Annotated in this window: 8 protein-coding genes and 1 pseudogene; 4 read left to right on the forward strand and 5 right to left on the reverse strand. The window is 71.1% G+C overall.

What is annotated here, in order from left to right; all coding sequences use genetic code 11:
* Positions 1 to 724, reverse strand: a 724-nt coding sequence (locus ACFU99_RS24530; protein ID WP_384395384.1) for an NYN domain-containing protein, incomplete at its 3' end; no start/stop codon positions are given.
* Positions 725 to 928: 204 nt separating this feature from the next.
* On the opposite strand from ACFU99_RS24530, the gene ACFU99_RS24535 reads away from it, so the two are divergent.
* Positions 929 to 1,081, forward strand: a complete 153-nt coding sequence (locus ACFU99_RS24535) for a hypothetical protein (RefSeq protein ID WP_363227399.1) — start codon at positions 929 to 931, stop codon at positions 1,079 to 1,081.
* A gap of 136 nt (positions 1,082 to 1,217) precedes the next feature.
* On the opposite strand, the gene ACFU99_RS24540 is transcribed toward ACFU99_RS24535, so the two are convergent.
* The 3 genes from ACFU99_RS24540 to ACFU99_RS24550 form a co-directional block, all read right to left on the reverse strand.
* Positions 1,218 to 1,823 (reverse strand): MarC family protein, encoded by a 606-nt coding sequence (locus tag ACFU99_RS24540; protein WP_384395387.1) that lies wholly within the window; start codon positions 1,821 to 1,823, stop codon positions 1,218 to 1,220.
* A 153-nt stretch (positions 1,824 to 1,976) separates the two neighbouring features.
* Positions 1,977 to 2,852: a PHP domain-containing protein gene (locus ACFU99_RS24545; protein ID WP_384395389.1), complete on the reverse strand. Its 876-nt coding sequence runs from the start codon at positions 2,850 to 2,852 to the stop codon at positions 1,977 to 1,979.
* A 359-nt stretch (positions 2,853 to 3,211) separates the two neighbouring features.
* Complete coding sequence (locus ACFU99_RS24550) at positions 3,212 to 3,865, reverse strand: DUF6758 family protein (RefSeq protein ID WP_384395391.1); 654 nt, start codon at positions 3,863 to 3,865, stop codon at positions 3,212 to 3,214.
* Positions 3,866 to 4,084: 219 nt separating this feature from the next.
* On the opposite strand from ACFU99_RS24550, the gene ACFU99_RS24555 reads away from it, so the two are divergent.
* The gene (locus ACFU99_RS24555) at positions 4,085 to 5,329 is read left to right on the forward strand and encodes an MFS transporter (protein WP_384395393.1); all 1,245 of its coding nucleotides are present in this window, start codon (positions 4,085 to 4,087) and stop codon (positions 5,327 to 5,329) included.
* Between the two features lie 101 nt (positions 5,330 to 5,430).
* On the opposite strand, the gene ACFU99_RS24560 is transcribed toward ACFU99_RS24555, so the two are convergent.
* The gene (locus ACFU99_RS24560) at positions 5,431 to 6,075 is read right to left on the reverse strand and encodes a suppressor of fused domain protein (RefSeq protein ID WP_384395395.1); all 645 of its coding nucleotides are present in this window, start codon (positions 6,073 to 6,075) and stop codon (positions 5,431 to 5,433) included.
* A 454-nt stretch (positions 6,076 to 6,529) separates the two neighbouring features.
* On the opposite strand from ACFU99_RS24560, the gene ACFU99_RS24565 reads away from it, so the two are divergent.
* Together ACFU99_RS24565 and ACFU99_RS24570 are read left to right on the forward strand one after the other, a co-directional pair.
* Positions 6,530 to 7,642, forward strand: coding sequence for a magnesium and cobalt transport protein CorA (locus ACFU99_RS24565; RefSeq protein WP_384395398.1), 1,113 nt, complete (start codon positions 6,530 to 6,532; stop codon positions 7,640 to 7,642).
* Positions 7,643 to 7,680: 38 nt separating this feature from the next.
* Positions 7,681 to 7,997: pseudogene (locus ACFU99_RS24570) on the forward strand (hypothetical protein); the annotation flags it as partial.

The following is a 7,997-nucleotide window of genomic DNA, read 5'->3' on the forward strand; positions in this document are numbered from 1 at the left end:
GCGTAGCCCCGTCGCCGACCCCGCCCGTCGCCGACCCGGGGTCGGCGGCGGCGTGCGGCTCCTGCGGGCACATGCCCGTACGCCGCGCCACATACGGCTTGCAGAAGTCGAGGTCGAACGTGCGCTGGCTGTCGACCTCCCACAGCAGCGGCTCGGCCTGATTGCGTCCGCAGACGGCCTCGATGCCCCACAGGTGCACGCGCGCGCCGTACCCCTGCGCCGCCTCGACGGCCGATACCAGGTCCTCGTCGCCGCCGATGAGTGCGGCGTCGCTGATGGCGCGGTGCCGGGCGAGCGACTCCAGGTCGCTGCGGATGAGCGAGTCGACGCCCTTCTGCTGGTTGTTGGCGTTGAGGTTGCCGAGCCGCACCTTGACGTCCGGCAGCTCGGCGATGCGCTGCTGCTCCGTGGTGTGGATGCGGCGGCGCGCCCCGTCGTACCAGTAGACGCGCAGCAGCCGGCTGTCGGGGAAGATCGTGCGCGCCCGGTCGATGAACGCTTCGATCAGCCCTTCCGAGTCGAGCTCGAAGGCGCGGCGGTCCTCCGTCCCGGCGACGAGTCTGCCCGCGGCGGCGTAGACATAGCCGGCGTCCACGAAGATCGCATGCGTGGAGGGGGTGGTCGCCACTTCCGCGAGGACGCGCGTGAGGAGCTCGTTGGCGCGCTCGATGCCGGTGGCGATGGCGGTGAGGTCGATGGGCCGCGAGGGCTGGACGTCGTTCATACGGGCCTCATTGTCCGGGGGCCCGCGCGGCGGGCACAACCGGCCGCTTCACCAGCAGATACTTAGGCTCCCGAAAATTTTCTTTAGCGTAGGGAATCTTTTCATAGTGCACCTCGTTGTACCCATCAGGAACGGGGCGCACTGACGCGCCGCGCACCATTACTCATCAGTTCTCCTCAGGAGGATCAGACGAAGGGAGAAGCCATGCGCTTCGAGATCATGCGACTGGACGATGTGGACGGCAACGCCGTCGACAGCACCGTCGTGGACGCCGCCTCCGTCAATCGGATCGTGCAGCAGGCCGCAGCGATCGGCCAGCGCATCTATATCCGCCCGGCCGACACCGCGGTCCGGTAACGCCTTACGCAGTACCCCTATAACGCCGAGCGCCCCGTACAGAAGGTACGGGGCGCTTCGTGGTCTCCGGAGCGTGGAGCCGTACACCTGATGATGAGGTGTACGGCTCCACGCCGGGGGCGGCCGACTGCCGCGGCTACACCCCCTGTACGACTTGGGTGACGCCGTTGATGATCTGCTGCACCGCGAGCGCGGAGAGCATCATGCCGGCGAGCCGCGTCACGAGCACCACACCGCCGTCCTTGATCACCCGGATGATCAGCAGCGAATAGCGCATCACCAGCCACAGCACCACGTGCATGGCGGCGATCGCGGCCCATACCGAGACCTGCTCCCCGACGCCGTGCGCGTGCTGCACCGCGAGGATCACCGAGACGATCGCGCCGGGCCCGGCCAGCAGCGGCATGCCCAGCGGTACGAGCGCGACGTTGACGTCCTTGGTCTGCGTCGGCTGCTCGGACTTCCCGGTCAGCAGGCTGAGCGCCACGAGCAGCAACAGCAGCCCGCCCGCGATCATCAGCGCGGGCGGCGTGATGTGCAGCCGGCCCAGGATCTGGTGGCCGAAGAGCCCGAAGACGGCGATGACGCCGAACGCGACCGTGGCGGCCTGCCACGCCATCTTGCGCTGGATCTTGGCGGGGCGGCCGGAGGTGAGGGCGAGAAAGATGGGCGTGATGCCGGGCGGGTCCATGATCACAAATAGCGTGACAAAAAGGGACCCGAAGACAGCAAAGTCGAACACAGTGATGGCCTTGCACGAGGTGGTACGAGTGAGGGGTATCGAAGGGGGGAAGCGGACGACGCTACGAGCCCACGGCGGCGCTACTGGCCGCCCGGCCGTGCATACGACCGGCTCGGCTTACGGACTCGGGTGGTTCGGGCTCCGCGTACGGGCTCAGCCGCCCGCGCCGGGCACGGGGAAGGCGCCGGTCGCGCGGCGCGTGATCTCGCCGTAGATCTCGGGGTCGGTCGTGAACTCGCCGAGCTCACACGCCTTGCGGCTGCCGTGGTAGTCGCTGGAGCCGGTGGTCAGCAGCCCGAGGTCGGCGGCGAGCCCGCGCAGCCGGGCGCGGGTCGGCTCGTCGTGGTCCATGTGGTCGACCTCGATGCCGTCGAGACCGGCGGCGGCCAGTTCGGCTATCGCGCTCTCCGGTACGCACCGGCCGCGCTTGAGCGCCATCGGGTGCGCGAAGACGGTGACGCCGCCCGCGGCCTTGACCAGGCGGATGGCCTCGAAGGGGTCGAACTCGTACTTGTCGACGTACGCGCGCCCGTCGTTCGCGATCCACTGCGGCGTGAAGGCGTCGGAGACGCTGTCGACGACGCCCAGCTCGACGAGGGCCGCGGCCACGTGCGGCCGCCCGACGGCTCCGTCCCCGGCGATCGCCGCCACCCGCTCCCAGGTGATGGGGACGCCGAGCTCCTGGAGCTTGGCGACCATGCCCTGGGCGCGGGGCACCCGGCCGTCGCGCACGAGCTCGCGCTCGCGCCACAGCTCGGGCTCCCGCGGGTCGAAGAGGTAGGCGAGCATGTGCATGCCGATGCCGTCGTCGTCCGGCGAGTCGACGGTCCAGCGGCAGGAGAGTTCGGCGCCGGTGACCAGGGTCAGCCCGGCGGGCAGGGCCGCGATGGCCTCCGCGTAGCCGCCGACGCTGTCGTGATCGGTCAGCGCCACGACGTCCAGCCCGGCCGCGGCGGCGTTGCGCACCAGCTCGGCGGGGGTGTCCATGCCGTCCGACGCCGTGGAGTGGGTGTGCAGGTCGATGCGCACGGCACGGCTCCAGACTCGGCTCGGGACACGAAGGGGACCTGATCAGGATAACCGCCGTTCGAACACGGCCGTGCCAGCCGCCTGCGGCGACCCGGCCGCACGCGCTACCCCGCCGCCCCGTACGTACCGCGCCCGCGGGCGCGACCGTCAGTGGGCGTCGGGGGACGCCACTACCGCACGGCCTCTCCGCGCGCCCTGCACGTAGACACACCCGCCGCCTTGTACGTACCGCCCCCCGCGAGCGCGATCGCCGGCGGGTGTCGGGGTAGCGCACCGTCGCCGCACGGCCCTCAGCGAGAGGCGGGGGCGCGCCGTCGCCGGACGGCCCGTACGTACCGGCCCCCGCGCGTACGCGACCGTCAGCGGGCGTCGGGCGGTGCGAGGACGCGGGGCGAGAGGGCGCCGCACGGCAGCAGGTCCACCTCGGCGCCCGCCTCGCGCAGGTCGGTCAGGACCAGTTCGTCGTACATCATCAGCCCGGAGCGCTCCGGCCAGATCACCGCCCACAGCCACAGCCCGCGCGCCTCGCCCGCGAAGACCGCGCGGTCCTCGGGCGCGCCCTCGACGTGCCAGAGCGGGGTGGGCCGGCCGGCCGCCAGGACCTTGGCGTCGGGCGGGCGGTTGACGCACATGTACGGGCCGGGGTCGGGGCCCGCGATGCCGGCGTAGCGCGCGCCGAGGCCGACGCCGAGCTCCTCCGCCACGAGCACGAGCTCGCCGGGGCCGCCGAGCGGGCCGGGGCCCGAGCAGGCCACCGCGGTGGCCCGGCCGCCGCCGCGGTCGTCGCCCGCGCAGGCCACTCCGGTGAACAGCCAGCCGACGGGCAGCGGCCACGGCATCCAGACGGGGACCCGGGCGCGGTTCACCACGACGGCCAGTGCTTCGACACTCGGCGGGACGACGGGCTGGAGGGGGTGCACGGTGCCGTGCACGCCGCACTGCCAGGTGTCGGCAAAGAGACCGGGCGCTCGCACCCGGCCACCGCACTTCGGGCAACTGGGTTCGCCCCTCATAAGGACCAACGGTCCTCCCCGGTCGTCGCCGCGTCAAGGACGATCACCGGCTGATCACCCGGCCGGGCGTCACCCACCCGGCAGAACTAGATGGCCCTTGCATCTATTAGCGCGTCTAAGTTATTGTGTGTAAACGTCAACGATCTCCGCGGAGACCGCGCACATCACATCGGTCAGACGCCGGACACGCATCGACGCGCCCGGAGAAGGGTGGGGCACATGAAGCAGCACAGTGCCGGAGAGGATCCGTTCGACGAGGGCGCGACCAGTCTGCTGCGCCAGCCGAAGGCCGTCTGGGCCACGGCGGGCGCCTCGGTCGTCGCCTTCATGGGCATCGGGCTCGTGGACCCGATCCTCCCCTCCATCGCCAAGGGCCTGGATGCCTCCCCCAGCCAGGTGTCCCTCCTGTTCACCTCGTACTTCCTGATCACCGCCATCGCGATGCTCGTCACCGGCTTCGTCTCCAGCCGCATCGGCGGCAAGAAGACGCTGCTCGCGGGCCTGGCGCTGGTCATCGTCTTCGCCGCCCTCTCCGGCACCTCAGGCTCCGTCGGCGAACTCGTCGGCTTCCGGGCCGGCTGGGGCCTGGGCAACGCGCTCTTCGTCTCCACCGCGCTCGCCGTCATCGTCGGCGCGGCGGCCGGCGGCAGCGCCGCGGCGATCCTGCTGTACGAATCCGCCCTCGGGCTCGGCATGGCCTGCGGCCCGCTGGTCGGCGCGATCCTCGGCGACATGAAGTGGCGCTACCCGTTCTTCGGCACCGCCGTGCTGATGGCCATCGGCTTCATCGCCATCACCGCGCTCCTCAAGGAGCAGCCGAAGCCGGCCCGTAAGACATCGCTGCTGGACCCGGTCAAGGCGCTCGGCCACCCCGGACTCGCCTCCGCCGCGGCCTCGGCGTTCTTCTACAACTACTCGTTCTTCACGGTGCTGGCCTTCACGCCGTTCGTGCTGAACATGTCGCCCTACAAATCCGGCGGCGTCTTCTTCGCCTGGGGTGTGCTGCTCGCGGTCTTCTCCGTGCTCGTCGCCCCGCGGGTGCAGGCCCGCTTCGGCTCGCTGAAGGTGCTGGGCGCCTCACTGGTCCTGCTCGCCGTGGACCTGCTCTTCCTCGGCTACGGCGACCACACCGCGGCCGTCGTCTGCACGATCGTCTCGGGCGCCTTCATCGGCCTGAACAACACCGTCTACACGGAGCTGGCGCTCGGCGTGTCGGACGCGCCGCGGCCGGTGGCGAGCGCGGGCTACAACTTCGTGCGCTGGTTCGCGGCCGCCGCGGCCCCCTTCCTCGCGCCGAAGATCGAGGGCTGGACGGACATCCACATCCCGTTCGTGGTCGCCGCCGCCACCGCGGTCATCGGCGCCGGGATCGTCTGGGCCCGCCGCCGCCCGCTGACCGTGGAGGCCGAGGAGCTGGAGCCGGCCCACGCCACGGAGGACAGCGTCTCGGTCTTCGCGAGCTGAATCCCACCCCGCGGAACACCCGCTCCTGCCCCATTGCCGCCCCGCCGCGCCGGTCTTCCCCCACCGCGCGGCGGGGCTCCTGCGTCGCAGGAGAACCGGCCTCAGTCCCCCAGCGGGACGCCGCCGCGCAGCGGGTCCCGCAGGTCCGTGCCGTGCCGGAGCCAGCGCTCCTCCAGCGCCGCCGCGCCGTGCACGCGCTTCCAGGCCGCCTCGTTCGCCGTCATCGGCAGCAGCGGCAGGAAGGCCACCGGGGACATCGGGTCGTCCAGCTCCAGGTCCGGTACGAGCCCGCCGCCCGCTCCGACGAGTACAGACGTGAAGGGCGCGCCGGGCCAGAGCGGCTCGCCGGTGTCCAGGGAGCCGCCGGGGGCCACGACGACGCCTTCGACCTGCGGCGACGCCGCGAGGACGGCCAGCGGACGGAGCACCTTGTCGGTGTCGGCGCGGCCCGTACGGACGGAGAGCACCAGCTCCGCGCGGGGCCCGCGGAGCTGGTCGGCGAGCATGTCGGCGGGGTCGGCCATCGGCTGGGCGGACATCCCGAGGGTGGCGTAGCGGACCGTGACGCCGCCGTCCGAACCCTCGTCCCCTGCTCCGGCCGGGGCTCCGGATCGGGTTCCGGTTTCGGCCACGAAGCGCAGCACCTCGATGCGGTCCGTTCCCAGGAAGGTCACCGCGGCCCGTGCGTCCGGTTCGCCCAGCGCGGTGCGCAACCGGGCCTCGACCAGCTGAAGAACGTCTGCCATGGAGCGAGCATAGAACGCGTATCGAACGGGCAAAGGCGGACCGGGGTCCTTGTCACGGCTGCTAGCCTGGCCGCTGGTGTCAGGGAGTTACGTAGTTCCCCCAACGGGGACCGGCCGGAGGAGGTGGGGCTGCGGTGGGTGATCCAAGTCGACCGTGCAGTACCGACAGTTCTCCCGTTCTCCCGCTCGGTATGCGTCCCCCGGTGATCTGAAGCCTTCCGTACCCGGCTTCTCAAGCCTCAAACACCGGAAGTCCTTTCGCGTCCGCAGCACTTGACGGAAGAGCGCCTTCGTCTCGCTTGTTCCGTGTTCCCCGCGAACTGCCGACAGCCTCATCGCACGGAACGCCGCCCGCTTCGCGGACGTGGCCCCGATTCCAGGCCGCACGTCCACGTTCCGGGCCGCGTTGCGCTCCGCGCCCGTCGCTGCCGGCCGGCCCGTGAAGGAGTCAGCCTTGTCGATGATTCGCGACCTGCGCGCAGCCGTCCGCCCTGCCCTGCGGCGCGGCCACGCCCCGTACGACTACGACACCACCCGCGACCCGTCCGCCAACAGCGCCGTCATCGACTGCGCCGTGTACCGCGACGGCCGCCGCGTCAGCGAGCCCGTCAGCCCCGCCGAGGCCATGCGGCGGGTCCGCACCGAGAACGACGGCGGCTTCGCCTGGATCGGGCTGCACGAGCCCACCGAGCGGGAGTTCTCCGGCATCGCCCAGGAGTTCGGGCTGCACCCCCTCGCCGTCGAGGACGCCGTCCACGCCCACCAGCGCCCCAAGCTGGAGCGGTACGACGACACGCTGTTCACCGTCTTCAAGACCATCCACTACGTCGAGCACACCGAGCTCACCGCCACCAGCGAGGTCGTGGAGACCGGCGAGGTGATGTGTTTCACCGGCCGGGACTTCATCATCACCGTGCGGCACGGCGGCCAGGGCTCGCTGCGCGCGCTGCGGCACCGGCTCCAGGACGACCCGGAGCTGCTCGCCAAGGGCCCGTCGGCGGTCCTGCACGCCATCGCCGACCAGGTCGTCGACGGCTACATCGCGGTCGCCGACGCCGTACAGGACGACATCGACGAGGTCGAGATCGATGTGTTCTCGGCCCCCGCCAAGGGCAGTTCACGCGGCGGCGACGCCAGCCGGATCTACCAGCTCAAGCGCGAGGTGCTGGAGTTCAAGCGGGCGGTCACCCCGCTGATACGGCCCATGCAGGTGCTCAGCGAGCGGCCGATGCGGTTGGTCGACCCGGACATCCAGAAGTACTTCCGCGACGTCGCCGACCACCTCGCGCGCGTGCACGAGCAGGTGGTCTCCTTCGACGACCTGCTCAACTCGATCCTCCAGGCCAATCTGGCGCAGGCGTCCGTGGCGCAGAACGAGGACATGCGCAAGATCACGTCCTGGGCGGCGATCTTCGCGGTCCCGACCATGATCGCCGGGGTCTACGGCATGAACTTCGAGCACATGCCGGAACTGAAGTGGAAGTACGCCTACCCGGCCGTCATGATCGTGACCGTCGTGATCTGCTTCACCATCCACCGCGGCTTCAAGCGCAACGGCTGGCTCTGACGGACGCACTGTCAGTGCCCCCGCATAAGCTGGCGCGTATGACGCAGACGCGGGCGCTGATCGAAGAGGCCACCAAGAAGTCCGGCCTGGTCTGGGTGCGGGGCACCGGGGCCGGCGGTGCCAGTTCCTCCGGCCGGGCGCTGTGGCACGTATGGCACGAGGGCGCGCTGCACCTCGTCGGCGACGGGCCGGGCGAGCAGCCGCTCACCGGCCTCGGCCTCACCGACGGGTCCACGGCGAGCGTGACCGTCCGCAGCAAGGACAAGGGCGGGCGGCTCGTCGAGTGGACGGCCCGCGTCAGCGAACTGGCCCCCGACAGCGAGCCCTGGGCCGCGGCCGTCGCGGACCTCAAGGG

The sequence above is a fragment of the Streptomyces sp. NPDC057654 genome, assembly GCF_042800135.1.
Taxonomy (GTDB): Bacteria; Actinomycetota; Actinomycetes; order Streptomycetales; family Streptomycetaceae; genus Streptomyces.

Coding starts and splice junctions, on each gene's coding strand:
- ACFU99_RS24560 (WP_384395395.1), bottom strand. CDS start 6,075: ATGGCAGACGTTCTTCAGCTGGTCGAGGCCCGGTTGCGCACCGCGCTG.
- ACFU99_RS24535 (WP_363227399.1), top strand. CDS start 929: ATGCGCTTCGAGATCATGCGACTGGACGATGTGGACGGCAACGCCGTC.
- ACFU99_RS24550 (WP_384395391.1), bottom strand. CDS start 3,865: ATGAGGGGCGAACCCAGTTGCCCGAAGTGCGGTGGCCGGGTGCGAGCG.
- ACFU99_RS24555 (WP_384395393.1), top strand. CDS start 4,085: ATGAAGCAGCACAGTGCCGGAGAGGATCCGTTCGACGAGGGCGCGACC.